26 protein-coding genes are annotated in these 25,770 nt (G+C 72.7%); 16 read left to right on the top strand and 10 right to left on the bottom strand.

Annotated elements, in window-relative coordinates; translation table 11 throughout:
* Positions 1–142: 142 nt before the first annotated feature.
* Positions 143–565 carry a ferritin-like domain-containing protein gene (locus E8D34_RS03455; RefSeq protein ID WP_136593185.1) on the bottom strand — a complete coding sequence of 141 codons (423 nt, stop codon included), beginning with the start codon at positions 563–565 and terminating at the stop codon, positions 143–145.
* A 52-nt stretch (positions 566–617) separates the two neighbouring features.
* On the bottom strand, positions 618–1,175 hold the full coding sequence (locus E8D34_RS03450) for a hypothetical protein (protein WP_136593184.1): 558 nt from the start codon (positions 1,173–1,175) through the stop codon (positions 618–620).
* A 151-nt stretch (positions 1,176–1,326) separates the two neighbouring features.
* Here E8D34_RS03450 and rimP point away from each other — a divergent pair, with 151 nt between their 5' ends.
* The 9 genes from rimP to E8D34_RS03405 all read left to right on the top strand — a co-directional run bounded on the left by rimP (position 1,327) and on the right by E8D34_RS03405 (position 10,087).
* Positions 1,327–1,821: a ribosome maturation factor RimP gene (rimP, locus tag E8D34_RS03445; protein ID WP_136593183.1), complete on the top strand. Its 495-nt coding sequence runs from the start codon at positions 1,327–1,329 to the stop codon at positions 1,819–1,821.
* Positions 1,821–2,801: a transcription termination factor NusA gene (gene nusA, locus E8D34_RS03440; RefSeq protein WP_136593182.1), complete on the top strand. Its 981-nt coding sequence runs from the start codon at positions 1,821–1,823 to the stop codon at positions 2,799–2,801. Before rimP ends, nusA begins: the two co-directional genes overlap by 1 nt.
* Before the next feature lie 140 nt (positions 2,802–2,941).
* Positions 2,942–3,289 carry a YlxR family protein gene (locus E8D34_RS03435; protein WP_136593383.1) on the top strand — a complete coding sequence of 116 codons (348 nt, stop codon included), beginning with the start codon at positions 2,942–2,944 and terminating at the stop codon, positions 3,287–3,289.
* 96 nt (positions 3,290–3,385) lie between these two features.
* On the top strand, positions 3,386–6,238 hold the full coding sequence (infB, locus tag E8D34_RS03430; protein ID WP_136593181.1) for a translation initiation factor IF-2: 2,853 nt from the start codon (positions 3,386–3,388) through the stop codon (positions 6,236–6,238).
* 184 nt (positions 6,239–6,422) lie between these two features.
* Positions 6,423–6,884: a 30S ribosome-binding factor RbfA gene (gene rbfA, locus E8D34_RS03425; RefSeq protein WP_136593180.1), complete on the top strand. Its 462-nt coding sequence runs from the start codon at positions 6,423–6,425 to the stop codon at positions 6,882–6,884.
* Positions 6,881–7,744, top strand: a complete 864-nt coding sequence (gene truB / locus E8D34_RS03420; RefSeq protein WP_136593179.1) for a tRNA pseudouridine(55) synthase TruB — start codon at positions 6,881–6,883, stop codon at positions 7,742–7,744. The genes rbfA and truB overlap by 4 nt, the downstream gene beginning before the upstream one ends.
* 72 nt (positions 7,745–7,816) lie before the next feature.
* Positions 7,817–8,764, top strand: a complete 948-nt coding sequence (locus E8D34_RS03415; RefSeq protein WP_136593178.1) for a bifunctional riboflavin kinase/FAD synthetase — start codon at positions 7,817–7,819, stop codon at positions 8,762–8,764.
* A 12-nt stretch (positions 8,765–8,776) separates the two neighbouring features.
* A complete protein-coding gene (locus E8D34_RS03410) occupies positions 8,777–9,751 on the top strand; it encodes a hypothetical protein (RefSeq protein WP_136593177.1) in 975 nt (324 codons plus the stop codon).
* 93 nt (positions 9,752–9,844) lie between these two features.
* A complete protein-coding gene (locus E8D34_RS03405) occupies positions 9,845–10,087 on the top strand; it encodes a DUF6458 family protein (protein ID WP_136593176.1) in 243 nt (80 codons plus the stop codon).
* Positions 10,088–10,181: 94 nt separating this feature from the next.
* On the opposite strand, the gene E8D34_RS03400 is transcribed toward E8D34_RS03405, so the two are convergent.
* The 4 genes from E8D34_RS03400 to E8D34_RS03385 are packed head-to-tail and all read right to left on the bottom strand — an operon-like array spanning position 10,182 to position 14,285.
* Positions 10,182–10,424, bottom strand: a complete 243-nt coding sequence (locus E8D34_RS03400) for an HPr family phosphocarrier protein (protein ID WP_136593175.1) — start codon at positions 10,422–10,424, stop codon at positions 10,182–10,184.
* Positions 10,425–10,480: 56 nt separating this feature from the next.
* Positions 10,481–12,571, bottom strand: a complete 2,091-nt coding sequence (locus E8D34_RS03395) for a fructose-specific PTS transporter subunit EIIC (RefSeq protein ID WP_136593174.1) — start codon at positions 12,569–12,571, stop codon at positions 10,481–10,483.
* Positions 12,568–13,521, bottom strand: coding sequence for a 1-phosphofructokinase family hexose kinase (locus E8D34_RS03390; RefSeq protein ID WP_136593173.1), 954 nt, complete (start codon positions 13,519–13,521; stop codon positions 12,568–12,570). Before E8D34_RS03390 ends, E8D34_RS03395 begins: the two co-directional genes overlap by 4 nt.
* Positions 13,518–14,285 carry a DeoR/GlpR family DNA-binding transcription regulator gene (locus tag E8D34_RS03385; protein WP_136593172.1) on the bottom strand — a complete coding sequence of 256 codons (768 nt, stop codon included), beginning with the start codon at positions 14,283–14,285 and terminating at the stop codon, positions 13,518–13,520. The genes E8D34_RS03390 and E8D34_RS03385 overlap by 4 nt, the downstream gene beginning before the upstream one ends.
* Positions 14,286–14,371: 86 nt before the next feature.
* On the opposite strand from E8D34_RS03385, the gene ptsP reads away from it, so the two are divergent.
* The 5 genes from ptsP (at position 14,372) to E8D34_RS03360 (ending at position 22,239) form a co-directional block, all read left to right on the top strand.
* Entirely contained in the window at positions 14,372–16,066 is a 1,695-nt protein-coding gene (ptsP, locus tag E8D34_RS03380; RefSeq protein ID WP_136593171.1) for a phosphoenolpyruvate--protein phosphotransferase, read from the top strand.
* Between the two features lie 191 nt (positions 16,067–16,257).
* Positions 16,258–16,533: a 30S ribosomal protein S15 gene (rpsO, locus tag E8D34_RS03375; RefSeq protein WP_136593170.1), complete on the top strand. Its 276-nt coding sequence runs from the start codon at positions 16,258–16,260 to the stop codon at positions 16,531–16,533.
* A 228-nt stretch (positions 16,534–16,761) separates the two neighbouring features.
* A complete protein-coding gene (locus E8D34_RS03370; RefSeq protein ID WP_206056535.1) occupies positions 16,762–18,981 on the top strand; it encodes a polyribonucleotide nucleotidyltransferase in 2,220 nt (739 codons plus the stop codon).
* 7 nt (positions 18,982–18,988) lie between these two features.
* On the top strand, positions 18,989–20,377 hold the full coding sequence (locus E8D34_RS03365) for a pitrilysin family protein (RefSeq protein WP_136593169.1): 1,389 nt from the start codon (positions 18,989–18,991) through the stop codon (positions 20,375–20,377).
* Between the two features lie 158 nt (positions 20,378–20,535).
* Positions 20,536–22,239 carry a BCCT family transporter gene (locus tag E8D34_RS03360; protein ID WP_206056534.1) on the top strand — a complete coding sequence of 568 codons (1,704 nt, stop codon included), beginning with the start codon at positions 20,536–20,538 and terminating at the stop codon, positions 22,237–22,239.
* On the opposite strand, the gene E8D34_RS03355 is transcribed toward E8D34_RS03360, so the two are convergent.
* Positions 22,223–22,741: a class I SAM-dependent methyltransferase gene (locus E8D34_RS03355; protein ID WP_136593167.1), complete on the bottom strand. Its 519-nt coding sequence runs from the start codon at positions 22,739–22,741 to the stop codon at positions 22,223–22,225. The two genes, E8D34_RS03360 and E8D34_RS03355, sit on opposite strands and share 17 nt — an antisense overlap.
* Positions 22,742–22,880: 139 nt before the next feature.
* On the opposite strand from E8D34_RS03355, the gene dapB reads away from it, so the two are divergent.
* The gene (dapB, locus tag E8D34_RS03350) at positions 22,881–23,624 is read left to right on the top strand and encodes a 4-hydroxy-tetrahydrodipicolinate reductase (protein WP_240771096.1); all 744 of its coding nucleotides are present in this window, start codon (positions 22,881–22,883) and stop codon (positions 23,622–23,624) included.
* A gap of 7 nt (positions 23,625–23,631) precedes the next feature.
* Positions 23,632–23,994 carry a hypothetical protein gene (locus E8D34_RS03345; protein ID WP_136593165.1) on the top strand — a complete coding sequence of 121 codons (363 nt, stop codon included), beginning with the start codon at positions 23,632–23,634 and terminating at the stop codon, positions 23,992–23,994.
* A gap of 31 nt (positions 23,995–24,025) precedes the next feature.
* Here the strand turns inward: E8D34_RS03345 and E8D34_RS03340 are convergent, their stop codons facing one another.
* The 3 genes from E8D34_RS03340 to E8D34_RS21010 form a co-directional block, all read right to left on the bottom strand.
* Positions 24,026–24,304 carry an antibiotic biosynthesis monooxygenase gene (locus E8D34_RS03340; protein WP_206056533.1) on the bottom strand — a complete coding sequence of 93 codons (279 nt, stop codon included), beginning with the start codon at positions 24,302–24,304 and terminating at the stop codon, positions 24,026–24,028.
* A gap of 428 nt (positions 24,305–24,732) precedes the next feature.
* Complete coding sequence (locus E8D34_RS21015; RefSeq protein WP_206056532.1) at positions 24,733–25,053, bottom strand: AzlD domain-containing protein; 321 nt, start codon at positions 25,051–25,053, stop codon at positions 24,733–24,735.
* On the bottom strand, positions 25,050–25,751 hold the full coding sequence (locus E8D34_RS21010; RefSeq protein WP_136593164.1) for an AzlC family ABC transporter permease: 702 nt from the start codon (positions 25,749–25,751) through the stop codon (positions 25,050–25,052). The genes E8D34_RS21015 and E8D34_RS21010 overlap by 4 nt, the downstream gene beginning before the upstream one ends.
* Positions 25,752–25,770 lie beyond the last annotated feature (19 nt).

The following is a 25,770-nucleotide window of genomic DNA, read 5'->3' as shown; positions in this document are numbered from 1 at the left end:
GGGCCCCACCTCGTTGTTCGGGCAAGAGACCGCTGTCCCCGGTCCACTGATGGCCCGTGACTCGAGCCTCGGGGAACATCTCGGGAGTTCCTCGACGCCCCGCAGTCGCGGGCCATCTGGGTCTACCGGTGCCTGACGCGGGTCAGAGACCGGGCAGCGTCTCGGGGCGCCCGCCGAACGCGAGCCCGCGGACGCCCGCATCCAGCAGGGCCTCGATCGCGAACCGCCGCACCGATCCGGTGCTGTTCGCCACCAGGTAGGCATAGGTCGCCGCGCAGGAGCGCTCCAGGTCGAGCGCCCGGGCATCGAGCTCCGTGGCATCGGCGAGCTCTCCCAGCCGATAGCCGGGCTCGGCCGCGACCGGGGCGGCCCCGGCGTCCCGGACCAGCTCGAGCACGTCGTCGCGCCGCTGCTGGTGCACCAGGTAGGCGTCGGTGAGCCGGGCGTAGGCGACCGGCGAGCGCGACTCCGAGGTGCGCGCGCCCAGGGCGCCGTACACGAAGACGGCGGCGTGCTCCGCGGCCAGCGTGCGCTGCAGTGCGTCCAGTGCCGCCTGGCCGGTCATCACCGGGATCCCCGTTCGGGGTGGAGGGAGGCGAGCAGGTGGGTGGGGCGGTTCACAGCACCGCCAACCGCTGGGCGACCGCGGTCGCCATCGAGGCGAGGGCCTGGGCGAGGGCGCCGCTGCTCGCGGCCATGGAGGCCGCCACCAGGTCGTCCTGGAGCGCGGTCTCGGTCTCGACCAGCGCGACGCGCTCCGGACGGGGGCGGGCAGTTGGGTCGACGGGGGCGGCGTCGCCCGACCAGCCGAGCTCGTCGAGGTGCGCGGCGTGCAGCGCCGCGAGGGCGCGGGCGTCGCGACGTACGGCCGGCGCGGAACGCGCCACGGCTCCGGCGACCGCGCCGGCGTCCGCGATCGCCTGGCCGATCGTCGCCACCAGCTCGCTGTCGGCGTCGACGGCCGGAGCGGTCGGCGTGGTGGCTCCGTTCGGCAACGGGGTCTCGGCGGCGTCGCAGCCCGTCGCTGCGAACAGGAGGGCGCCCAGCCCGGCCAGGCCGGAGCCCAGGAGCCGGCGACGTCCCAGGGTCGGGGGATTCGTGCCGCGGGCCCCCGCGTGGAGCGCGTCGTGGGGCTCGTCGTGGAGCACGTCACGTCGGGCGGAGGGAGGAGGCACCGGGCGACCTTATCCGGAACGGGGGAAATGGCCCGGAACAGGTATCGTGGGCCTTTCGGCTCAGGTCCCGGCGGGACGCGAGCGATGCCCGCGCGCGCCTCGGCCGCCGAGCCCCACAACCAGCAAGCCACAACAGGACACGGAGACTCCGATGAGTTCGAGCAGATCGTCTGCGGATCGCGACGCGGCGAGGATCGAGTCCCTGATCGGTGGTGAGGGCGGCCGCCTGGCTGAGCTCGGCATCGACGTGGAGGCCGTGGAGATCACGCCTGCCGGCAAGCGCCGGGTGCTGCGGGTCGCCGTCGACAAGGACGGCGGGGTGACCCTCGACGACGTGGCCACGGCGACCAAGCTGATCGACGCGGCGATCGAGGAGACCGACGTGATGGGGGAGCAGCCCTACACGCTCGAGGTGACCTCCCGCGGCGTCGACCGTCCGCTGACCCTGCCCCGGCACTGGCGGCGCAACGCCGGCCGGCTGGTCAAGGCGACGCTGGGCGACGGGCGTGTGATGACCGGCCGGGTGCTGGACAGCGACGAGGGCGGCGTCACGCTCGACGTCGAGGGCGAGCGGGTCGCGCTGAGCCAGACCGAGATCACCAAGGCGCTCGTGCAGATCGAGTTCAACCGGAAGGACGACCACTGATGGACATCGACCTGAGCATCCTGCGGATGCTGGAGCGCGAGAAGGAGATCAAGTTCGACGTCCTGGTGGAGGCCATCGAGCAGGCGCTGCTCACGGCCTACCACAAGACGCCGGGCGCGCACGAGGCCGCCCGCGTGGACCTCGACCGCAAGACCGGCCACGTCCGGGTGATGGCCGCGGAGCTGGACGACGAGGGCAACCGCGTCGGCGAGTACGACGACACCCCGGACGGCTTCGGGCGGATCGCCGCGACGACGGCCAAGCAGATCATGCTGCAGCGCCTGCGCGACGCCGAGGACGAGATCAAGTTCGGCGAGTTCTCCGGCAAGGAGGGCGACGTGATCTCCGGGGTCATCCAGCAGGGGCGCAACCGCGACGACGTGATGGTCGACCTCGGCAAGCTCGAGGCGCTGCTTCCGGTCAGCGAGCGGGTCCCCGGCGAGGAGTACCGCCACGGAACCCGGATCAAGACCCTGGTGGTCTCCGTCCGCAAGGGGATGCGCGGCCCGCAGATCACCCTGTCGCGGACCCACCCCAACCTGGTCAAGAAGCTGTTCGCGCTCGAGGTGCCCGAGATCGCCGATGGCTCCGTGGAGATCTCGGCGATCGCCCGCGAGGCCGGGCACCGCACCAAGATCGCGGTCCGCTCCACCGTCCCCGGCCTGAACGCCAAGGGTGCCTGCATCGGCCCGATGGGGCAGCGGGTGCGCAACGTGATGGCCGAGCTGCACGGGGAGAAGATCGACATCGTCGACTTCTCCGAGGATGCCGCCACCTTCGTGGCCAATGCGCTCTCGCCGGCACAGGTCCGCTCGGTCTCCGTGGTGGACGCCGCCGCGAAGTCCGCGCGGGTGGTCGTGCCGGACTTCCAGCTCTCGCTGGCGATCGGCAAGGAGGGTCAGAACGCCCGCCTGGCGGCCCGGCTGACCGGCTGGCGGATCGACATCCACTCCGACGAGGAGCAGGCCGCCGAGGCCTGATCCGGGCGCGGGCCGCGGGCGCGTCGCACGCACCGGGACGCCCGGGCGTGTCGCGTCCGGGCGGAGGGGCGGCGGACCCGCGGTGCCGGTTCGGTGTCCTCGCCGCGAGGCGCTAGACTTGTCTCTTGGTGGCTCGCCGAATGGAATCTCGCGCTGGTGATGACGGAACCCCCCTCGAGGGGCCCGTCCGAACCTGCGTCGGATGCCGCAAGCGTGCCACCCGAAGCGAGTTGTTGCGGGTGACCGCCGGCTCGGACACCGACGGCCCGATGGTCGTCAGGCCCGATCTCGACGGCACCGCACTCGGCCGCGGGGCGCACCTGCACCCCACGACCGCGTGCTACGAGCTCGCGGTGCGGCGGAAGGCTTTCGCCCGCGCCCTGCGGATGACGCAGGGCGGGGCCGGGATCTCCAGCGCACCGGTGAGCGACTACCTCGACTCAGTGGCAATGAATTCGACCGACAGAGACTGGAGCAACAGCTCATGAGCACTCGATGAGTACCTCGCGATGAGCCAGTTCGTTCTGCACCATCCACCAACGGTCTGAGATTCCCCGATCGGGTCTTGGGCCAGAAGGAGAAACGTGGCCAAGACCCGAGTCCACGAACTCGCCAAGGAGTTCGGCGTCGAGAGCAAGTTTGTTCTCGAGAAGTTCAAGGAGATGGGGGAGTTCGTCAAGTCGGCGAGCTCCACCGTTGAGCTTCCTGCCGAGATGCGCTTCCGCAAGGAGTACGGCGAGAAGCTGAAGTCCGGCGGTGGCGCTGCCGCGCCGGCTCCGGCCGCGCCCGCGGCCAAGCCCGCCCCCAAGCCGGCCACCCCGGCTGCGCCCGCCGCGCCTGCGGCTCCCGCCGCCGAGGCGCCGAGCGCGGACGCTCCCGCGAAGGCGGCCCCCAAGCCCGGCCCCGGCGCCCCCAAGCCCGGCCCGGCCCGTCCGAAGACCCCCGAGGCACCCGCCCCGGCTCCCGAGGCCCCCGCGGCGTCGGAGAAGCCGGCAGCCCGCGCGCCCAAGCCGCAGTCCCGTCCGGGCCCCGGTGGCAGCGCGCCGAAGCCCGGTGCCCCCAAGCCCGGTGCTCCCAAGCCCGGTGCCCCCAAGGCCCCGGCGCCGCGTCCGGTCGGCAAGCCCGGCGGCACGCCGCGCCCGGGCAACAACCCGTTCGCGTCCTCGCAGGGCATGGGCCGTCGTCCGGCTCCGGCCCCCGGCGGCGAGACCGGTGGCGACAACCGTCCGCCGCGCCCGGGTGGCTCCGGTGGCGGTCGCCCCGGCATGCCGCGCCCCAACCCGGCGATGATGCCGAAGTCCCCGGCCGCCTTCGGCACCGGCCCCGGCGGTCGTCCCGCCGGCGGCGGTCGCCCCGGTGGTCCGGGCCGCGGTGGCGCCCCGGGTCGGGGCGGTGCCCCGGGTCGCGGCGGTGCCGGCGGCGGCGCTGGTGCCGGTGCCGGTGCCCCGGGTCGTCCCGGTGGCTTCGCCGGCCGCCCCGGCGGCGGTGGCCGTCCGGGCCAGCGTGGTCAGACCCAGGGTGCCTTCGGTCGCCCGGGTGGTCCCGCGCGCCGCGGTCGCAAGTCGAAGCGGGCGCGTCGCCAGGAGTTCGAGGCCATGGAGGCCCCGACGATCGGCGGCATGCGGGTCCGCAAGGGCAACGGCGAGACCGTCCGTCTCGCCCGTGGCTCCACGCTGACCGACTTCGCCGAGAAGATCGGCGTCGACGCCGCCTCGCTGGTGCAGATGCTGTTCCACCTCGGCGAGATGGTGACCGCGACCCAGTCCGTGGGCGACGAGACCCTCGAGCTGCTCGGTGAGGAGCTCAACTACAAGGTCGAGGTCGTCTCCCCGGAGGACGAGGACCGCGAGCTGCTCGAGTCCTTCGACATCGAGTTCGGCACCGACGAGGGCGACGAGTCCGACCTCGTGGTCCGCCCGCCGGTCGTGACCGTGATGGGTCACGTCGACCACGGTAAGACCAAGCTGCTCGACGCGCTGCGCAACGCCAACGTCGTCGCCGGCGAGGCCGGTGGCATCACCCAGCACATCGGTGCCTACCAGGTCGCGACCGAGGTCGACGGCTCCGAGCGTCGGATCACCTTCATCGACACCCCGGGTCACGAGGCGTTCACCGCCATGCGTGCCCGTGGTGCCCAGGCGACCGACATCGCGATCCTCGTGGTGGCGGCCGACGACGGCGTGATGCCGCAGACGGTCGAGGCGCTCAACCACGCCCGCGCCGCCGGCGTGCCGATCGTGGTCGCGGTCAACAAGATCGACAAGCCGGAGGCGGACCCGACCAAGGTCCGTGGCCAGCTGACCGAGTACGGCCTGGTGCCCGAGGAGTACGGCGGCGACTCGATGTTCGTCGACGTCTCGGCCAAGTCCGAGCTCAACCTCGACAAGCTGCTCGAGGCCGTCGTGCTGACCGCCGACGCGTCGCTGGACCTCCGTGCCAACCCGGTGCAGGACGCCCAGGGCCTCGTGGTCGAGGCGCACCTGGACCGCGGTCGCGGTCCGGTCGCCACGATCCTGGTCCAGCGCGGCACCCTGCGGGTCGGCGACTCGATCGTGGCCGGTCCGGCTCACGGTCGCGTCCGGGCGATGCTCGACGAGCACGGCAACGAGCTCGCCGAGGCCGACCCGGCGCGTCCGGCGATGGTCCTGGGTCTCTCGGCGGTGCCGGGTGCGGGCCAGAACTTCATCGTCGTCGAGGACGACCGGATGGCCCGCCAGATCGCCGAGAAGCGCGAGGCCCGCGAGCGGGCCGCCATGCAGGCGAAGCGCCGGGTGCGCCGCACCCTCGAGGACTTCATGGCCTCCATGGAGAAGGGCGAGAGCCAGGAGCTCAACCTCATCCTCAAGGGCGACGTCTCCGGTTCGGTCGAGGCGCTCGAGGACGCGCTGGCGCAGATCGACGTGGGCGAGGAGGTCAGCCTCCGGGTCATCGACCGCGGCGTCGGTGCGATCACCGAGACCAACGTCGACCTGGCCGCCGCCTCCGACGCGATCATCATCGGCTTCAACGTCCGCCCGCAGGGCAAGGCGGGCCAGATGGCCGACAAGGAAGGCGTGGAGATCCGGTACTACTCGGTCATCTACCAGGCCATCGAGGAGATCGAGGCCGCGCTCAAGGGCATGCTCAAGCCGGAGTACGAAGAGGTCCAGCTCGGCCAGGCCGAGATCCGGGCGATCTTCCGCTCCAGCAAGATCGGCAACATCGCCGGCTGCATGGTCACCAGCGGTCTCATCCGTCGCAACGCCAAGGTCCGAGTCCTCCGCGACGGCGCCGTCATCGCGGACAACCTCGACCTGGCCTCGCTCAAGCGCGAGAAGGACGACGCCTCCGAGGTCCGCGAGGGCTTCGAGTGCGGTCTGGTGCTGCGGAACTTCCAGGACATCAAGGAGGGCGACATCGTCGAGGCCTTCGAGATGAAGGAGATCCCGCGGGCCTGACGGTCCACCTCTTCGGTCGGCAGGAGTCCGCAGGTCACCCTGTGGGCTCCTGCCGACTGGTCTTTACCCGCACCACCCCGGCGCCCTGCGCCACCCCCGCTCCACCCCCGCTCCACCCCCGCTCCACCACGTCGCGCGCCGATGCGCGACACCGCCCGCGCGGCGTACTGATAGGACAGAACCCATGAGCAACCCCCGCTCGCGCAAGATCGCCGACCGGATCCAGGTCATCGTGGCCGAGATGCTCGAGCGCCGGATCAAGGATCCGCGGCTCGGCTTCGTGACCATCACCGAGGTACGGGTCACCGGCGACAACCAGCAGGCGACGATCTACTACACCGTCCTCGGCGAGGACGCCGACCAGGAGTCGACCGCGACGGCGCTGGAGTCGGCCAAGGGCCTGCTGCGCTCCGAGGTCGGCAAGCAGCTCGGGATGCGGCACGTACCGTCGCTGACCTTCGCCTGGGACGGCGTCCCCGAGACCGCCCGGCACCTCGACGAGGTGCTGGCCAAGGCGAGGGCGGCCGATGCCGAGGTCGCCGCGGTCCGCGAGGGCAAGGCGCCCGCCGGCGAGGCGGACCCCTACAAGAAGCCCCGCGAGGACGAGGGGCACCCCGAGGACGACGACGAGGGCGCCGAGGCGTGAGCACCGCCTCCGGCCTGGTCGTCGTCGACAAGCCGGGCGGCATCACCAGCCACGGCGTCGTCTCCCGGGTGCGGCGGCTGGCCGGCACCCGCAAGGTGGGCCACGCCGGCACGCTGGATCCGATGGCGACCGGCGTCCTGGTGCTCGGGGTCAACCGGGCCACCCGGCTGCTCGGGCACCTGATGCTGACCGACAAGGTCTACGAGGCCACGATCCGGCTCGGCGTCGCCACGCACACCGACGACGCCGAGGGCGACTTGCTGGCCACCACCGACGCCTCCCAGGTCACCGAGGAGGCGATCCGCGCGGCGCTGGCCGCTCAGGTCGGCGAGATCGACCAGGTGCCGACCGCCGTGTCCGCGATCAAGATCGACGGCCAGCGCGCCTACCAGCGGGTGCGGGCCGGCGAGGACGTCGAGATCCCCGCCCGGCGGGTGCGGGTCGACTCCATCGAGATCGGCCGGATCGCCCTGGGCGCGGCGCCCGAGGTCGACGTCACGGTCCGCTGCTCGAGCGGCACCTACATCCGCGCCATCGCTCGCGACGCCGGAGCCGCGCTCGGGGTCGGCGGCCACCTCACCGCGCTGCGGCGTACCGCCGTCGGCGGCTTCGGGCTCGACCGGGCGCGCACCCTGGAGCAGCTCGACGAGGAGTTCGCGATGATCTCCCTGGACGACGCGGCGCGGGCCAGCTTCTCCTCCGTCGACCTCACCGCCGAGCAGGCCCAGGAGGTCCGCTACGGCCGCCGCCTGGACCTCGCGCTGGACGGCCTGACGGCGGTCTTCGACGACGGCGAGTTCCTGGCGCTCTACGAGCCGAAGGGCGCACAGGCCCGCCCGGTCGCGGTCTTCGTCGGGTGAGTCCCGCCGGTGCCTGTCCGCGCGGCGCCGGGTGCCGGGGCTCCGGCGTCCCGATGTGGGAGAGTGAGCGCCGTGCGTGAGTGGCGTGAGCTGAGTGAGGTCCCCGTCGATCTGGGACGGACCACCGTCACCATCGGCAACTTCGACGGGATGCACCTCGGCCACCAGCACGTGGTCCGCCGGGCCCGCGAGGTGGCCGACGCCGTGGGGGTCGACCGCGTCGTGGCGGTGACCTTCGACCCGCACCCGATCGCGGTGCTGCGTCCCGAGCACGCGCCGGCGATGCTGAGCACCGTCGACCAGCGGCTGTCGATGCTGGAGCGCGCCGGGGTCGACGACGCGCTGGTGATCCCGTTCTCGCGAGAGATCGCGGCCTGGACCCCGCAGGAGTTCATCGACCGGATCCTGGTCGGTGCGCTGCACGCGCGGGCGGTCGTGGTCGGTGCCAACTTCCGGTTCGGCAACCGCGCGGCCGGCGACTGCAACCTGCTCCGCGCCGCCGGTGTCGAGAACGACTTCGTGCTGGAGGAGGTCAGCCTCGACGGCGGGCCCCAGGTGTGGTCCTCGACCTACGTGCGCATGTGCGTCGCGGCCGGCGACGTGGCGGGTGCGGCCGAGGCGCTCGGCCGCCCGTTCGCCACCCGCGGGGTGGTCGTCCGCGGCGACCAGCGCGGCCGCGAGCTGGGCTACCCCACGGCCAACGTGCCGGTCGCGGCCGGCGCGGCGGCGCCGGCGGACGGGGTGTACGCCGGCCGGCTGACCGTCCTCGACGGCCCCGACGCCGGTGCGACCCACCCGGCCGCGATCAGCGTCGGCACCAACCCGACCTTCGCGGGGGAGCGCGCCCGCCGGGTCGAGTCCTACGTGCTGGACCGCACCGACCTGGAGCTGTACGGCCGTGAGGTCGAGGTGGCCTTCGTGGAGCGGATCCGCGGGATGGTCCGCTTCGACTCGGTCGAGGAGCTCCTGGCGGCGATGGCCGACGACGTGGTGCGCGCCCGCGACCTCGTCGGCGGCTGAGGCCGAGCCGTCATGGTCGCCGCTGACCGGCTGGCCGCGGCCGACGACTGGTTCGCCGCGCACGGCCTGCCCTACTTCGTGCCCGAGCGCCGCGCCGACGTCCGGCGCGCGCTGCGGCTGCGCCGCACGCTGCCGCTCGCGCTGGTCGTCGGGCTGCTCGCCGTCGCCGCCGGCGTCGGCCTGGCCGGCGCCGTCGGTGAGCTGAGTGCGGCACCGGCCACGCTGGTCGCCGTCGGGCTCGGCGTGGCGCTCTGGTACGCCCTGACCGCCCTCCACGCCCGGCAGATCCTGACCTGGGGCCTGGGTCGGACGGTGAGCAGCCTGCGCGCTGTGCTGCCGCTGACCACACGGGCGCTGCCGTTGCTGCTGATGGCGATCACGTTCCTCTTCATCAACACCGAGGTGTGGCAGGTGGCGGCCAACCTCACGGTCGCCTCGCTGTGGCTGGTCGTGGTGCTGTTCGCCGCGCTCGCCGTCGCCTTCCTGCTGGTGCGGCTGCCGGAGGAGGTGGACCGGGCCGACGACGCGGTCGATGCCGGGCTGCTACGCCGGGCGTGCGCGGGGACGCCGCTGGAGGGGCCGTGCGAGGAGCTGCTGGCCGACGACGAGGCCGACCCGGCGGCGTACGCCGAGGTGACCGGGTACGAGCGGTGGAACCTGATCCTGGTGCTGCTTGTGGTCAACGCCGTGCAGGTGCTGCTGCTGTCCGTGGCCGTCTTCGCGTTCCTGATGGTCTTCGGCAGCATCGTGATGACCGACGCGGTGCTCACCGCCTGGCAGGCGTCGGAGACGTTCAACGCCGGGCGCGCGCTGGTCCAGGTCTCGGTGTTCCTGGCCGCGTTCTCCGGGCTCTACCTGACGGTCTCGACGGTCACCGACGAGGCGTACCGGACCCAGTTCTTCGGCGGTGTGACCCGCGAGCTGGAGCGTGCTGTCGGGGTCCGCGCGGTCTACCTGGCACTGCGTGCGCGCTCCGTCGATGTTTGAGCCCCGCTCCTCGTGGCAAGGGTGGAGGTAGCCCGTCCGACCGACGGGGACCGACACACCCGATGGCCCGGCAGGGTCCAGGAGGAGAAGACGATGGGATACGGACTGGGAGTGCTGCTGACCGCGGCGGGGCTGATCCTCGCGCTGGCGGTGCAGGACTCGATCGAGGCCATTGACCTGACGATGATCGGCTGGATCCTGACAGGAGCCGGCGTGCTGGTCCTGGTGCTGACCGCGGCGACCGTCGCCCGTGGCCGCCGCTCGGAGGCGGTCACCACGCATGCGGACGGCAGCCACACCGTCACCGAGCGCCGGGACGACCGACCCGTCGGCTGACGCCGCGCCGGCCAGCAGGCCGACGTCGTACCGACGACGCCCACGCCCTCGCGGGCGTGGGCGTCGTCGTGCCTACCGGCTCAGCCCGACCGGCTCAGGCGTCGAGGTCCTGCTCCACCAGCGCCGCGATCGCCTCCAGGGCGGCCGAGTCGTCGCTGGCCACCTCGACGGTGTCGCCGTTGCCGGCGCCGAGCGTCATGATCATCAGCGACGAGCTCGCGTCGACGCCGTTGATGGTCACGTCGACACCGAGCTCGCCGGCCTTCTCGGCGATGATCGCGGCGGGGCGGGCGTGCAGGCCGACGGCGGAGCCGACGACGACGGACTTGGTGGGCATGGTGCTCCTTCGGGTGGCGGATGCTGCTGTTGTCGGTCGCGGGGCGGTCGGTCGGGTCAGACGGTGGCCACGTCGGCGTCGCTCTGGCCGAGGCTCTTGAGGCCGATCACGGCGACCGCGCCGACGACGGTGCCGACGGCCAGCGCGATCAGGTAGCCGAGGACGTTGTCGACGGCGAAGAGCACGAAGATGCCGCCGTGCGGGGCCCGCACGCCGACGTCCATGGCCATCGAGAGCCCGCCGGTGACCGCGCTGCCGAGCATGATCCCGGGGATCACCCGCAGCGGGTCGGCGGCGGCGAACGGGATCGCGCCCTCGGTGATGAACGAGGCGCCGAGCGCCCAGCCGGCCTTGCCGTTCTCGCGCTCGGGGATCGAGAAGAGTCCGGGGCGCAGGACGGTGGCCAGTGCCAGCGCGATCGGCGGCACCATGCCGGCCAGCATCACCGCGGCCATGATCTTCAGCTCGGGGGCGTCGCTGGCCAGGGCTGCGCCACCGACGCCGGCGGCGGCGAAGCTGTAGGCGACCTTGTTGAGCGGGCCGCCCATGTCGAAGGCCATCATCAGGCCGAGGATCACCCCGAGCACGACCGCGCTCTCCCCGCTCATCGAGTTCAGGCCGTCGGTGAGCTGCTCCATCAGCCACGCGATCGGCTGCCCGAGCAGCACGATCATGACCAGCCCGGCGATGACGGTCGTCAGCAGCGGGATGATGAGCACGGGCATCAGGCCGCGGGCCCAGGTCGGCATCTTCCAGCCGGCGATCCAGTGCGCGATCAGGCCGGCCAGGACGCCGCCGACGATCGCGCCGAGGAAGCCGCTCTGCGGCACCCCGAAGCCGGAGATGTCGGTGACCAGGCCGCCCATCACGAAGCCGGGCGCGATGCCGGGGCGGTCGGCGATCGCATAGGCGATGTAGCCGGCCAGGGCGGGCACGAAGAAGGCGAAGGCGACCTTGCCGAGCACGAAGAGCGCCGCGCCGAGGTACGCCATCTCCGCGGATCCGAACAGGACGTGGTCGAGGCCGGGGTCGGCGTACGCCGCGAGGTCGGGCGGGTTGAAGAGGGTCGAGTCGGCGAGGACGGCGCCGGCGTGGTTGGCGATCTCGTAGCCGCCGAGCAGGAAGCTGATCGCGATCAGCAGGCCGCCAGCGGCGACGAACGGGATCATGTAGGAGACACCGGTCATCAGGACCCGGCGCGTCCGGGCGCCCCACGACTCCTCGCCGCCGGTGCCCTCGGCGTCCGCGGCCTCGCCCTCCACCCTGGGCGCGGTGGCCGGGTCGGCGGCGTAGCGCAGCGCCTCGACGATCATCGCGTCCGCGTCGTCGATCGGCCGCTTCACGCCCGAGGTGACCATCGGCTTGCCGGCGAACCGCCCGCGGTCGCGTACGCCGACGTCGACGGCGAAGATCACCGCGCCGGCGCGGGCGATGGTGTCGTGCGCCAGCGGCGTCGCTCCGGCGGAGCCCTGCGTCTCCACCGCGATCTCGACGCCCGCCCGCTCGGCGGCGGCCTCCAGGGCCTCCGCCGCCATGTACGTGTGCGCGATCCCGGTCGGGCAGGCCGTCACCGCGACGAGCGAGGGGTGGTCGGTGGAGCCAGCCGGCTGGGCCGGCTCGGTCGGTGCCGCCGCGGCGGCGGGCGCCGCCGTGCCCGCCGCCGCGGTCGCGGTCGCGGCCGGGGCGGTCGCGGGGGTCACCCCGAGTGCCTCGTTGACCAGCGCGACCACCTCGTCGGCGTCGGTGGCCCCGCGCAGCGCCTGGGTGAATTCCGGCTTCACCAGCGATCGGGCGAGCTGGGTGAGCAGCTGCAGGTGCGTGGCGTCGCCGCCGGCGGGCGCGGCGATCAGGAAGGCGAGGTCGGCGGGCCCGTCCTTGGCGCCGAAGTCCACCGGCGGGTCGAGCCGGGCGAACGCCAGGGTCGGCTCCTCGACCCCGGTGGTGCGGCAGTGCGGGATCGCGATCCCGCCCGGCAGGCCGGTGGCCGAGGTGTCCTCGCGTGCGTAGACGTCGGCCAGCAGCTGGTCGGCGTCGGTGGCGCGGCCGGCGTCGCCGAGGACGCCGACCATGCCTGCGATGGCGTCGCGCTTGTCCGCTCCCCAGCTGGCCTGCAGCCGGACGAGATCGGTGGTGATCAGGTCGCTCATGTGTTCCCTCCGAGGGCGGTAACGCCGACCAGATCTGTCTGCAGCTGGTCGGAAGCGGGGATGGTGGTGCCCGGCAGGCTGGCTGCGGCGCTGCCGTAGGCCACCGCGAGGGCGAGTCGGTCGGGTGCGGGGAGCCCGGAGACGTCTCCGAGCAGGTAGCCGAAGAGGCTGCAGTCGCCGGCGCCGACGGTGCTCACGACCGTGGTCGGCGGCGGGCTGGCATGCCACGCCCCCTCGGGGGTGACCAGCACAGCGCCGTTCCCGCCGAGGGTGGCCAGGACGGCGCCGACGCCGCGCGCCAGCAGCTCCCGTGCCGCTGCCGCGGCGGCGACCGGGTCGGACTCGAGCACCTCGGGATCGCCGCCGAGGACGGAGGCGAGCTCCTCGCCGTTCGGCTTCATCAGGTCAGGCGCCGCGGCCGGCATCGCGTCGACCAGCGCCTTGAGCGGCGCCTCGCTGGTATCGACCGCGACCCGCGCGCCGTGGCCCCGGAGCCTGGCCACCAGGTCGGCGTAGAAGCCGGCCGGCGCGCCGGCCGGCAGCGAGCCGGCGAGCACGGCCCAGGAGGCCTCGGCGGCGCGCTCGAGGACGGCCGCGGCCATCACCTCGAGGTGCTCGGCGTCGACCTCGGCGCCGGGGGAGTTGAGCTTGGTGGTGGTGCCGTCGGGCTCGGTGATCGTCAGGTTGACCCGTACGTCGCCTGCCGGTTCCACCGGGTGGCACTGGATGCCGGCGGCGCGCAGCTCGAGCACGAACGGGTCGTCGGGCTCGGCCGGCACCACGGCGACGCTGGGGATGCCGGCGACCGCCGCGGCGCGCGAGATGTTGACCCCCTTGCCGCCCGCCTGGGCGGTGACCGCGGTGACCCGCTGCACCTGTCCGCGGCAGAGCGGGGCGTCCAGCGACACCGTGCGGTCGATGCTGGGGTTGGGGGTGAGGGTGAGGATCACGCGACCACCACGTCCAGGCCCGTGCGTTCCAGCGCGGCGAGGTCGGAGGCGTCGACGGAGCCGTCGGTGACCAGGGTGTCGACGTCGTCGAGGGTGGCGAACCGGACCGAGGTCTCCAGCCCGATCTTGCTGGCGTCGGCGAGGACCACGGTACGACGGGCGCACGCGACGATCGCGCGCTTGGCGGCCGCCTCGTCCCGGTCCGGCGTGGTCAGGCCGTGGTCGACCGTGAGTCCGTTCGTGGCGACGAACGCGACGTCGGCACGCAGGTCGGCGAGCGCGGCGACGGTGTCGCTGCCGACGGCGGCGTGCGTCGTCGGCCGCACGCGTCCGGGCAGGAGGTGCAGCTCGATCTGGGGCAGCCCGGCGAGGCGGGTCGCGACCGGCACCGCGTGGGTCACGACCACCAGCCGGTGATCCCGGGGGAGCGCCGCGGCCAGCCGGGCGGTCGTCGTGCCGGCGTCCAGCACGACCACCGAGTCCGGGGGAGGGAGGAGGTTGATCGCTGCGGCGGCGATGGCGTCCTTGGCGCTCGAGTTGGCGCCCTCGCGCTCTCCGATCCCGGACTCGATGACGGTGAGCGAGCTGGCCGGCACGGCACCACCGTGGACGCGGCGCACCAGGCCCATCCGGTCCAGCGTGGACAGGTCGCGCCGCACGGTCTCGGTGGTGACCGCGTACTCGGTGGCCAGCTGGGCCACCGAGAGGCGACCCCGCGTGGTGATCAGCTGGGCCATCGCCTGCTGCCGCTCCTCGGCGTACATCGTGTCCTCTCGGCCGGATCTGTGTCTATGTTGTTTTAGTGCCGAACATGTTGAGTGTCAAGGATCACGTGGAATAACATGTGACCATGACCACATTCGATTCCGCCACCTCCGTCGGCGTGCTGAGGGGGACGCCGGTCGTCCCCGGCGTCGTTGCCGGGCCGGTCGTCCACGTGCGCGACGAGATCTCGGCCGACGCGATCGAGCGGTTCGGCGACGGCGGGTTCGCCGACGCCGACGCGGCGGTCGCCGCCTACGACGAGGCCGCGGAGGCGGTGGCCGAGGCCTTCGTGGCCCGGGCGGGCGCGGTCTCCGGGGGTGCGGCTGCCGTGCTCACCGCCAGCGCGGGCCTGGCGCGCGACAAGGGCCTGCGCTCCGCTGTCGCCAAGAGCGTGGGCGAGGGGCGCGGCCCGGTCGAGGCGGTCCGCGCCGCGGTCGACCAGTTCGCCAGCATCTTCAGCAGCATGGGCGGCCTGATGGCCGAGCGCGTCACGGACCTGCGCGACATCGAGCGACGCCTGATCGCGCACCTGGTCGGCGAGCCGCAGCCCGGCGTCCCCGCGCCGGATGAGCCCTCGGTGGTCGTCGCCTCCGACCTCGCCCCGAGCGACACCTCCAGCCTCGACCCGTCCCGGGTGCTCGCCCTGGTCACCGAGCGCGGCGGGGCCACCAGCCACACCGCGATCATCGCGCGCCAGCTGGGGATCCCGTGCGTCGTCGGCGTCGGCGGCGCGGTCGCCGTCGAGGAGGGCGTCGTGGTCCTCGTCGACGGCGAGGCGGGGACGGTCGAGCGGGGCGTCGACCCCGACGACGCCGCGCGCCGGGTCGAGTCGAGCCGGCGGCGCCGGGCGGCGCTCGCCGCGTGGACGGGGCCGGCGGCCACCGCCGACGGCGTACCGGTGAAGCTGCTGGCCAACGTGGCCGACGGCGCCTCCGCCGAGGGCGCGGCCGAGGAGCCGGTGGAGGGGGTCGGGCTGTTCCGCACCGAGCTCTGCTTCCTGGACCGCGCCGAGGAGCCGTCGGTGGAGGAGCAGGCCGACATCTACGCTTCGGTGCTGGCTCCCTATGCGGGCGGACGGTACGTCGTGGTGCGCACGCTCGACGCGGGCTCGGACAAGCCGATCGCGTTCGCCGCCCACGAGGACGAGGAGAACCCCGCGCTCGGTGTGCGTGGGCTGCGGCTCTCGATCGACAACCCGGGCCTGATGGACCGCCAGCTCGACGCGATCGCGCTGGCCGCGGAGCGGACCGGCGTGGAGACCTGGGTGATGGCGCCGATGGTGGCCACGGTCGACGAGGCCGCCGGCTTCGCGGCGCTGGTCCGCGAGCGCGGGCTGCGGGCGGGGGTCATGGTCGAGGTGCCCAGCGCCGCGCTCCTGGCCGATCGGATGCTCGAGGTCGTCGACTTCCTCTCCATCGGCACCAACGACCTGACCCAGTACGCGATGGCGGCGGACCGGATGGCCACCGACCTGGCCTACCTGACCGACCCCTGGCAGCCCGCGGTCCTCCAGCTGATCTCGATCACCGCGCGCGCCGGTGTCGCTGCCGGCAAGCCGGTCGGCGTGTGCGGTGAGGCGGCGGCGGACCCGCTGCTGGCCACCGCCCTGATCGGGATGGGAGTCACGTCGCTGTCGATGGCCGCGCGGGCCGTGCGACCGGTCGGCGCCCAGCTCGCCGAGGTCACCCTGGACGCCTGCCGCGCCGCCGCGGACGCGGCGCTGACCGCCGCCGACCCGATGGCGGGCCGGGACGCGGTGCGCGCGGTGCTGGGGCACTGACGACGCGCTGCGGCGTCGGGCGCCACGGAGCCCGGGTGCGCCCCGTTCGCCGATTGGGGGCCGGGGAGCGCGCGTTGGTAGTCTTGCTGGGTTGTCCGAGCGGACGACACGCCGTCCAACGGCCGCGGATCGAGAGTGCCCGGGTGAACAGGCCCCGGCGCGCCGCGCAACGAGCGAACTGAGGAGTTCACATGGCCATCGGTACCGATGCTGAGACCAAGAAGAAGATCATCGCCGAGTACGCCACCACCGAGGGTGACACCGGTTCGCCGGAGGTGCAGATCGCGCTGCTGAGCCACCGGATCAGCCACCTGACCGAGCACCTCAAGCAGCACAAGCACGACCACCACAGCCGTCGTGGCCTGCTGCTCCTCGTCGGTCAGCGCCGCCGGCTCCTGAACTACCTGAAGAAGACCGAGATCGAGCGCTACCGCTCCATCGTGGAGCGCCTCGGCCTGCGTCGATGAACATGAGCGAAGGGATCCACCACTCCGGTGGGTCCCTTCGCTACATTCGACCTTGGTGCACCTCCACGGTGCGCCGACAACTGGATACACAACCACTGGAGCGATCCGCGTCTCTCACGGGTTCGATCCTCGGTAGTGGCTCCCGCTGCACTGCAGCGAGGGCCTCGATCGAAGATCGGCCAACTGACGCGGGCGTCGCGGATCGCACCGCGAACGAAAGAGTCATCTGTGACTGAACCCGTCATCTCCGCCGTTGAGACCGTTATCGACAACGGCAAGTTCGGCACCCGCACCGTCAAGTTCGAGACGGGCCTGCTGGCCCGCCAGGCCGCCGGCTCGGTGAGCGCCTACCTCGACGGTGACACCATGCTGCTCTCGGCGACCACCGCCGGGAAGCACCCGAAGGACCACTTCGACTTCTTCCCCCTGACGATCGACGTCGAGGAGCGGATGTACGCCGCGGGCAAGATCCCCGGCTCCTTCTTCCGTAGCGAGGGTCGCCCGGGCGAGGACGCGATCCTCACCTGCCGGCTGATCGACCGCCCGCTGCGCCCGACCTTCAAGAAGGGTCTGCGCAACGAGGTCCAGGTCGTCATCACCGTGATGGCCCTCAACCCCGACACCCCCTACGACGTGCTCGCGATCAACGCCGCGTCGCTGTCCACCCAGCTCTCGGGCCTGCCGTTCAGCGGTCCGGTCGGCGCCACCCGCGTCGCCCTGATCGGTGGCCAGTGGGTCGCGTTCCCGACCCACAGCCAGCTCGAGGACGCCGTCTTCGACATGGTGGTCGCGGGTCGTGTCACCGAGACCGGCGACGTCGCGATCATGATGGTCGAGGCCGAGGCCACCGAGCAGTCCTGGAACCTGGTCACCTCCGGCGCCCAGGCCCCGACCGAGGCGGTCGTCGCCAGCGGTCTGGACGCGGCCAAGCCGTTCATCAAGCAGCTGGTCGAGGCCCAGGTCGAGCTCGCCAACGTGGCCGCCAAGCCGGTCCAGGAGTTCCCGATCTTCCTCGACTACGAGGACGACGTCTTCGAGGCCGTCGAGGCCGCCGCCAAGGCGGACCTGGTCGCCGCGATGACCATCGCCGACAAGCAGGAGCGCGAGGCGAAGACCGACGAGCTCAAGGCCGAGCTGCTCGAGAAGCTGGCCGGTCAGTTCGAGGGTCGCGAGAAGGAGATCGGCGCGGCGTTCCGCTCGGTCAACAAGCAGGTCGTGCGCGAGCGCGTGCTGCGCGACAAGATCCGCATCGACGGTCGCGGCCTGGCCGACATCCGTCCGCTGCACGCCGAGGTCGACGTGATCCCGCGGGTGCACGGCTCCTCGCTGTTCGAGCGTGGCGAGACCCAGATCCTGGGCGTCACCACCCTGGACATGCTCAAGATGGAGCAGCAGCTCGACACGCTCTCCCCGGAGACCTCGCGCCGCTACATGCACAAGTACATCTTCCCGCCGTTCTCGACCGGCGAGACCGGCCGCGTCGGCTCCCCGAAGCGTCGCGAGATCGGCCACGGCGCGCTGGCCCGCCGCGCGCTGCTGCCGGTGCTGCCGACCCGCGAGGAGTTCCCCTACGCGATCCGTCAGCTCTCCGAGGCGATGGGCTCCAACGGCTCCACCTCGATGGGCTCGGTCTGCGCCTCCTCGCTCGCCCTGATGCAGGCCGGCGTGCCGCTGAAGGCGCCGGTCGCGGGCATCGCGATGGGCCTGATCTCCGGCGAGATCGACGGCGAGACCCAGTACGTCGCGCTGACCGACATCCTCGGCGCCGAGGACGCCTTCGGCGACATGGACTTCAAGGTCGCCGGCACCAAGGAGTTCGTCACCGCCCTGCAGCTGGACACCAAGCTCGACGGCATCCCCGCCGAGGTCCTGGCCCAGGCCCTGAACCAGGCCAAGGACGCCCGCCTGGCGATCCTCGAGGTCATGGCCGAGGCCATCGACGTGCCCGGCGAGATGTCCCCGACCGCGCCGCGGATCATCACCGTCAAGGTGCCCGTGGACAAGATCGGCGAGGTCATCGGCCCGAAGGGCAAGGTGATCAACCAGATCCAGGAGGACACCGGCGCGAGCGTGTCCATCGAGGACGACGGCACCGTGTACATCGGCGCCACCAACGGCGAGGCCGCCGAGGCGGCCCGGGCCGCGGTCAACGCGATCGCGAACCCGACCATGCCGGAGGTCGGCGAGCGCTACCTCGGCACCGTCGTCAAGACCACCAACTTCGGTGCGTTCGTGGCGCTGATGCCGGGCAAGGACGGCCTGCTGCACATCAGCAAGCTGCGCTCGCTGGCCGGTGGCAAGCGCGTCGACAGCGTCGAGGACGTGGTCTCGGTCGGTCAGAAGCTGCAGGTCGAGATCGCCGAGATCGACGACCGCGGCAAGCTGTCGCTGGTGCCCGTCGTCGAGGAGAGCGCCGAGGGCGCCGACGACGCGGACGACGAGGCGTGATCGGTTCGTGAACTCGGTTTCACAGACGGCCGGCCAGCACCACGCTGGCCGGCCGTCGGCCTTCCCCGACGAGCCCGAGGTCGTCGTCGGGGCCGGCCGCGCCAGCACCCGAACGCTGGAGACGGTCCGTGACGCGGCCGGCCAGATCACCTCCCAGGTACGGCGGACGCAGCTGCCCTCGGGCCTGCGGATCGTCACCGAGCAGATGGCCGGCGCCCGGTCGGCCTCGATCGGGGTCTGGATCGGCGTCGGCTCCCGCGATGAGCAGGGCGCCACCCACGGCGGCTCCCACTTCCTCGAGCACCTGCTGTTCAAGGGCACCTCGCAGCGCAGCGCGTTCGACATCTCGATCGCCCTGGACGCGGTCGGCGGCGAGTTCAACGCCTTCACGGCCAAGGAGTACACCTGCTTCCACGCCCGGGTGCTCGGCGAGGACCTGCCGTTGGCGGTCGACGTCCTGGGCGACATGATCACCGGCTCGCTGCTCGACGGCCACGACGTCGACGCCGAGCGTGACGTGATCCTCGACGAGATCGCGATGCACGAGGACGACCCGGACGACGTGGTGCACAACCTCCTGGCGGAGGTCGCATGGGGCTCCGAGTCGCCGCTCGGGCGTCCCATCGCGGGCACGGTCGACTCGATCGGCGCGATGACCCAGGAGCAGATCCAGCGCTTCTACCGGCACCACTACACGCCGGACAACATGGTGATCTCGGTGGCCGGGGCACTCGAGCACGGCGAGGTCGTCCGTGCGGTGCAGCGGGCCTTCGCGCAGCACGACTTCCTGGCGGGCACGGCGACGCCGCGCCCGTGCCGGGGTGGCACCCACCGGCCGCGGATCGCCGGCGGCGAGCGCCGCGTGGCGCGGCCGTTCGAGCAGGTGAACCTGGTGCTCGGGATGGAGGGGCCGGCCCGCGACGACGACGAGCGGTTCGCGCTCGGCGTACTCAACACCGCACTCGGTGGCGGCACCTCCAGCCGGCTCTTCCAGGAGATCCGGGAGCGGCGCGGTCTGGCGTACTCGGTCTACTCCTTCGCCAGCCACTACGCCGACTCCGGCCTGGTCGGGGTGGCGGTCGGCTGCCTGCCCGACCGCACCGACGAGGTGCTGACGGTGGTGCGCCAGCAGCTGGCGGAGATCGCCGCGCACGGCATCACGGCCGAGGAGCTGGCCCGCGGCAAGGGGCAGCTCACCGGAGGACTGGTGCTCGGCCTGGAGGACTCCGGTGCCCGGATGATGCGGCTGGGCAAGGCCGAGCTGGTGCACACCGAGGTGCTCGGGATCGACGAGGTGATGGCGCGGATCGACGCGGTGACGCTGGAGGACGTGCGCCACATCGCCTCCGAGGTGTTCAGTCGGCCCGAGGTGCTGGCGGTGGTCGGGCCCGCCTGACGCCGGGTGCGTGGTGCACCCCGACCGGCTAGCGTGGAGAGTCCTGGCAGCCAGCGTCGACCCCAGGAGGTGGAGCCGTGGCCGCGCCGACCTCGGTCCGGGAGGAGACCCCTCAACGCCCTCCGTCGCGGTTCACGGGGCTGATCACCCATCCACGGGTGTTCCTGCCAGCCGCGGGCCTGCTCGTCGCGTTCGTGCTGGTCACGGCCGCTTTCCCGAAGGAGACCGGGGACTTCCTGGCGAAGGTCAACGACTCGGTCGTCGAGGACCTCGGCTGGTGGTACATCGCCGCGGTGACGTCGTTCGTCTTCTTCGCCGTCTGGCTCGCGGCGTCGCGGCTCGGCGACATCGTGCTCGGCAAGGACGACGACGAGCCGGAGTTCGGGCTGGGCTCCTGGTTCGCGATGCTCTTCGCGGCCGGGATGGGCATCGGCCTGGTCTTCTGGGGCGTCGCGGAGCCGCTCAGTCACTTCGCCTCGCCGCCGCCGGGCTCGCCGGCCGGCACGCCGGCGCTCAACGCCCGCACTGCGATGGACACCACGTTCCTGCACTGGGGGCTGCACGCGTGGGCGATCTACGTGGTGGTCGGCGTCTCCATCGCCTACTCGGTGCACCGGCGCGGCAACCCGGTCTCCATCCGCTGGGCGATCGAGCCGCTGCTCGGACACCGGGTCCACGGCTTCTGGGGCGACGTGATCGACGTGACGGCGGTGCTGGGCACGCTGTTCGGCGTGGCCACGTCGCTCGGCCTCGGCGTGAGCCAGATCAGCGCCGGGCTGGCCTACCTGGGCGTGGTCGACGAGCCGACCACGTTCCTGCTGATCGCGCTGATCGTGGTGATCACCTCGATCGCACTGGTCTCCGTGGTCACCGGCGTGGACAAGGGCATCCGCTACCTGTCGAACATCAACATGGGCGTCGCGGTCGCGCTGATGCTGGCGGTGGTCCTGCTCGGTCCGACGTTCTTCATCTTCAGCGACTTCGTCACCCAGGTCGGCTCCTACATCCAGCGCTTCTTCGAGATGTCCTTCAACGCGCGGCCCTTCCAGGAGGACGGCAAGGCGTGGCTGGGGGACTGGACGACCTTCTACTGGGGCTGGTGGATGAGCTGGGCGCCGTTCGTCGGCGTCTTCATCGCCCGGATCTCACGCGGGCGGACGGTGCGGGAGTTCGTCGTCGGCGTGCTGGCCGTGCCGACGCTGGTCACCTTCCTGTGGTTCTCCGTGATGGGCGGCACCGCGCTCTACGAGCAGATCTTCGGTGCGGGCGGGCTGGTCGCCGAGGACGGCTCGGTCTCGACGGACACGGCCCTGTTCCAGATGTTCGACCTGCTGCCGGGCTCGGCGTTCCTCAGCGGGGTGGCGCTCCTGCTGATCGTGGTCTTCTTCGTCACCAGCTCGGACTCCGGGTCCTTCGTGGTCGACATGCTCGCCTCCGGTGGCAACCAGAACCCGCCGGTGTGGAGCCGGGCGTTCTGGGCGGCGATGGAGGGGGCCGTCGCGGGCGTGCTGCTCTACGTCGGGATCCAGGCGCAGGAGACCGACCCGAGCGTCAACCCGCTCGGGGCGCTGCAGACGATGGCGATCCTGCTGGCGCTGCCGTTCAGCCTGGTGATGGTCGCGATGTGCATCGCCACCGCCCGGGAGATGCTGGCCGAGATTCGGGTGATCCGCCGCGAGGAGCGACGCCTGCTCGCGCAGCAGCTGACCGACCACGTCGCCCGGGAGGTGCGCCGTGGCTCGGCGGTCCCGTCGCGGCCGTCGCGGCCGTCGTGGACCCGCGGCTCGTGGCGTGCCGGCCGCTCCGGGAGCAATGGCAGCGAGCCGAGCGACGATGCCGACGGGGTCAGCGGCGACCGATGATGCCGATCACCGGCGGCTGCTTCGAGTCCACGATGTAGACCCGGAAGCCGGCCTCGGTGAGGGCCGCCGAGGACTTGGCGAGGATCTCGGGCACCTGCTCGGGGCGGGTGGTGGAGAAGAAGAGGTTCACCGAGCCGCCCGGCAGGACCCGCTCGTGCAGCAGCGCGAGCTCGTCCTTGCACTCGCGGACCCAGAACAGGTTCACGTCGAAGGCGAACACCTTGGTCAGGCGCTTCACGGGGACGCGGAGGGTGGCCAGGTCGATCTGACGCACCGTGAGCCGGCCGGCCTCGATGTGCGGGGCGCACCGCTGCTTGGTCCGGTCGACGCCCGCCTCGGCGCGGTCGATCGCGAACATCTTGCCCTTGCCCTCGAGGCGCCGGCAGATCAGGTCCGCGGCGGCCCCCGATCCGCAACCGACCTCCAGCACGTGGTCCTGGGGCTGGACGTCCATGAAATCCACCGCCCACCGGATCCGGGCCGGGATCTGCTGTGCTGCCATGGGGGCCAGCCTGCCAGACGATCGAGGATCGTGGCAGCACAGGTCCACCTCACCGAGGGTGTGTCCCGTGCCGGCCGGCGACCGCCTAGGCTGGGCTCTCGTGACGAACGCGACGTTGAACGGGCCCAGCACGACGCCGATCCGGGTCGGAGTCGTCGGCGCGCGGGGCAAGGTCGGCTCCGAGGTGGTCAAGGCCGTGCAGGTCGCGGACGGGGTCGAGCTGTCCGCCGCGGTGGACGCGGGCGACCCGATCGAGACGCTGGTCGAGACCGGCACCCAGGTGGTGGTCGACTTCACGCACCCCGACGTGGTGATGGACAACCTCGCGTTCTGCATCGAGCACGGCATCCACGCCGTGGTCGGTACCACCGGCTTCGACGAGTCGCGGCTCGCCACGCTGCGCGGCCAGCTCGCCGGGCGCCCCCACGTCGGTGTGCTGATCGCCCCGAACTTCTCCATCGGCGCGATCCTGATGATGCGCTTCGCCGCGCAGGCGGCCCCGTTCTACGAGTCGGTCGAGGTCGTCGAGCTGCACCACCCGACCAAGGCCGACGCACCCAGCGGCACCGCCCGTCGTACGGCGGAGCTGATCGCCGCGGCCCGCGAGGCCGCCGGCTCCGGGCCGGTCCCGGACGCCACGTCCACGGCGCTGGAGGGCGCCCGCGGCGCGGTCGTCGACGGGATCCACGTGCACGCGCTGCGGATCCGCGGCCTGGTCGCGCACCAGGAGGTGGTCCTCGGCGGCCTGGGGGAGACGCTGACCATCCGCCACGACTCGCTCGACCGGGCGTCGTTCACGCCGGGGGTGCTGGCCGGTGTGCGCAAGATCGCCGAGTACCCGGGCCTGACCGTGGGCCTGGAGCACCTGCTCGACCTCGACTGAGGCCGAGGTGGCCGAGGCGGGGGACGGGGTGCCCGAGGCGGGGGACGGGGTGCCCGGGCCCGACCGGTCGGAGCGCGCGCTGCGAGGGATCGTGGTCGGCTCGGTTGCCGTGGGGTGCGTCACGATCGCGTGGATGCTGGTGGGGGTGGCCGGCCTGAGCCTCTGCGGGGTGGGCGGCTGCTCCGGCGCCGGGTACGGGGCGGAGCGCGATGTGTCCGGCGGCGTCGCCTACCTGGGCCTGGCGGTGCTGGTGGGTGCGTTTCCTGCGGCGCTCGTCCCATGGCATCGCCGGACGTCCGTGCGCCTGTGCGCGGCGGTGGCGTGCTCGGTGCTCGTGGTCGGCGGTACCGCCCTGCTCCGGTCCGCTTGACCGTGGCCGCGGCCCACGGTCGGCGTGCGGCTCAGTCGAGTCCCTCGACTTCGTAGAAGCGCTCGATGCCGGCCGTCGCGGCGCCCCAGTCGCTGGACGCGACCCGGGCCTGGTGCGCGCGGAACGCGTCGGACCCGGCGAACCGCTCCTCGACCCGCCACACCAGCGGGTCGTCGGTCTGCTCGACCAGGAAGTCCAGGCACCCCGGCTCCAGCAGCGTCAGCTCGATGTGACGCGGCAGCATCTCGCGAACGACCTGGACCTCCGACAGGTCGCGACAGACCAGCGTGCCGCTCAGGTGCACCACCACCGCGGCAGGGTAGCAAGCGAGCGGGCCCCGTCCGGCGGGTGTGACGGTCGGAGGGCTCCTCCTGGTCGCGCGTGGGGTGCCGACATCGCTCGATGGCTTCTGAGTCGTGCAAGTCGGCCGACCCCGCCCCTGCGCCTCAGGCGTCCCACTCGCCGATCGGTTTCCGGGGGCCGGGCAGCGTGTTAGATGGCCCCTCCGCGCGGCGGTGCAGCCCGGAATCGGGTCGTGTGCCCCACACCCCGGCATAGCGGGTTCTCAGGCACACGACCCGCCTCGCGCCAGCACCCCAGCACCCCAGCACCCCAGCACCCCAGCACCCCAGCACCCCAGCGTGCCGAGAGCCGCACCCAGCCGGCGCGCCGCAGGCTCGCGGCAGACACGGGCGATGCCGACCCCCGCGTGGGCTACCTCGGCGCGGGTCGAGCCCGTCACGCCACGATGGCTCGCAGCCCCGCCGCCACCAGCGCGGACCCCACCACCACGACCAGGAACGGCGCGCGCAGCACCAGCAGCACCACCGCGGCGCCCAGCCCGGCCACCCGCGCGTCGAAGGACAGCTGCTGCCCGCCGGACGGGTCCGGCGCGGAGAGCACCTGCACGGCGACCAGCGCCGCCAGCAGCGCCACCGGGATGAGGTCGACCACCCGGGCCACCCAGGGCCGGGCAAGCACCGACTCGGGTACTGCGAGGCCGGCCAGCTTCAGCAGGTAGCAGCCGATGCTGCCGACGATGACGGCCCACCAGATCACGGCGCGACCTCCGGCGGCGGGGTGTGGGCGCGGCCCGCGAGCAGGGCGCCGACGAGGATCGCGACGCCTCCGGCCAGCAGCACCGGCAGCCCGGCCGGGGTGAACGGGACGGCCAGCGCGGCCAGCGTCGCGGCGAGCAGCGCGATCCGGGCATGGCCGGGCTCGCGCAGGCGCGGCCACAGCAGAGCCAGGAACGCGGCGCCGACCGCGGCGTCGAGCCCGAAGTTCCGCGGGTCGCCGATCGCCTCGCCGGCCAGGGCACCGAGCAGCGTGAACGCGTTCCAGAGCACCAGGATCCCGACGCCGGTGGTCAGGAAGCCGACCCGGGCCAGCTCGCGGTCCGGGCGGTTGACGGCCATCGCGGTGGACTCGTCGATCAGCACCTGCGCGGCGGCGGCCCGCCGCCATCCGCGCCAACCGAGCAGGGGAGCCAGCCGCAGCCCGTACAGCGTGTTCCGGGCGCCGAGCAGCAGGGCCGCGGCGGTGCCCGCCAGCGGGGCGCCGCCGGCGCCCACCACGCCGACCAGGGCGAACTGGGAGGCGCCGGTGAACATCAGCAGCGAGAGCGCGCAGGTCTGCGCCACGGTCAGCCCGGAGCCGACGGCCACGGCGCCGAAGCTGGCGCCGTACAGGCCCGTCGCGACGGCCACCCCGACGCTGTCGCGTACGACGCCGCGCCGCTGCCCGCGCGCGCTCACCGACCCGGTGCCCACCGAC

This window comes from Nocardioides sp. GY 10113, assembly GCF_004919105.1.
Taxonomy (GTDB): domain Bacteria; phylum Actinomycetota; class Actinomycetes; order Propionibacteriales; family Nocardioidaceae; genus Nocardioides.
Note: the sequence above shows the minus strand (reverse complement) of the source record. Positions and strands in the feature narration are given on the sequence as shown.

Bases quoted from the DNA above. Each gene is read 5' to 3' on its own strand.
- E8D34_RS03455 (WP_136593185.1), bottom strand. From the start codon at position 565: ATGACCGGCCAGGCGGCACTGGACGCACTGCAGCGCACGCTGGCCGCG.
- rimP (WP_136593183.1), top strand. From the start codon at position 1,327: ATGAGTTCGAGCAGATCGTCTGCGGATCGCGACGCGGCGAGGATCGAG.
- nusA (WP_136593182.1), top strand. From the start codon at position 1,821: ATGGACATCGACCTGAGCATCCTGCGGATGCTGGAGCGCGAGAAGGAG.
- E8D34_RS03435 (WP_136593383.1), top strand. From the start codon at position 2,942: ATGGAATCTCGCGCTGGTGATGACGGAACCCCCCTCGAGGGGCCCGTC.
- rbfA (WP_136593180.1), top strand. From the start codon at position 6,423: ATGAGCAACCCCCGCTCGCGCAAGATCGCCGACCGGATCCAGGTCATC.
- E8D34_RS03410 (WP_136593177.1), top strand. From the start codon at position 8,777: ATGGTCGCCGCTGACCGGCTGGCCGCGGCCGACGACTGGTTCGCCGCG.
- E8D34_RS03405 (WP_136593176.1), top strand. From the start codon at position 9,845: ATGGGATACGGACTGGGAGTGCTGCTGACCGCGGCGGGGCTGATCCTC.
- E8D34_RS03400 (WP_136593175.1), bottom strand. From the start codon at position 10,424: ATGCCCACCAAGTCCGTCGTCGTCGGCTCCGCCGTCGGCCTGCACGCC.
- E8D34_RS03395 (WP_136593174.1), bottom strand. From the start codon at position 12,571: ATGAGCGACCTGATCACCACCGATCTCGTCCGGCTGCAGGCCAGCTGG.
- E8D34_RS03385 (WP_136593172.1), bottom strand. From the start codon at position 14,285: ATGTACGCCGAGGAGCGGCAGCAGGCGATGGCCCAGCTGATCACCACG.
- ptsP (WP_136593171.1), top strand. From the start codon at position 14,372: ATGACCACATTCGATTCCGCCACCTCCGTCGGCGTGCTGAGGGGGACG.
- rpsO (WP_136593170.1), top strand. From the start codon at position 16,258: ATGGCCATCGGTACCGATGCTGAGACCAAGAAGAAGATCATCGCCGAG.
- E8D34_RS03355 (WP_136593167.1), bottom strand. From the start codon at position 22,741: ATGGCAGCACAGCAGATCCCGGCCCGGATCCGGTGGGCGGTGGATTTC.